Source organism: Kitasatospora phosalacinea (genome assembly GCF_000717185.1).
GTDB lineage: Bacteria > Actinomycetota > Actinomycetes > Streptomycetales > Streptomycetaceae > Kitasatospora > Kitasatospora phosalacinea_A.
On the sequence record NZ_JNYE01000301.1, the window covers coordinates 1 to 289 of the forward strand.

The window sequence follows — 289 nt, forward strand, 5'->3', positions numbered from 1 at the left end:
CTGCCCGCTCCCGCACCCCCACTGCTGCAACTGCACACCACTCACCGTCGAACCCGACGGCACGTCCACGCACATCCCGCTCTTCACGTTCACCAACTGGTACACACCCGACGAGACCGGCACCAACCGGAACTGCTGATTGGTCTGCCCGCTGCCGCACCCCCACTGCTGCAACTTCGCCCCCGACGCCGTCGAACCCGACGGAACGTCCAGACACATCCCGCTCTTCGCCACCGCCAACTGGTACGTCCCAGCAGCGGGCAACGTCACGGCCTCGGCCGGGGCGACC

The 289-nt window shown here is 67.8% G+C and carries 1 protein-coding gene; it reads right to left on the reverse strand.

Features of this window, described 5'->3' with window-relative positions:
• Positions 1-270 (reverse strand): RICIN domain-containing protein (locus tag OO57_RS38115; RefSeq protein ID WP_267885014.1); only part of this gene is annotated, 270 nt, incomplete at its 3' end.
• Positions 271-289 lie beyond the last annotated feature (19 nt).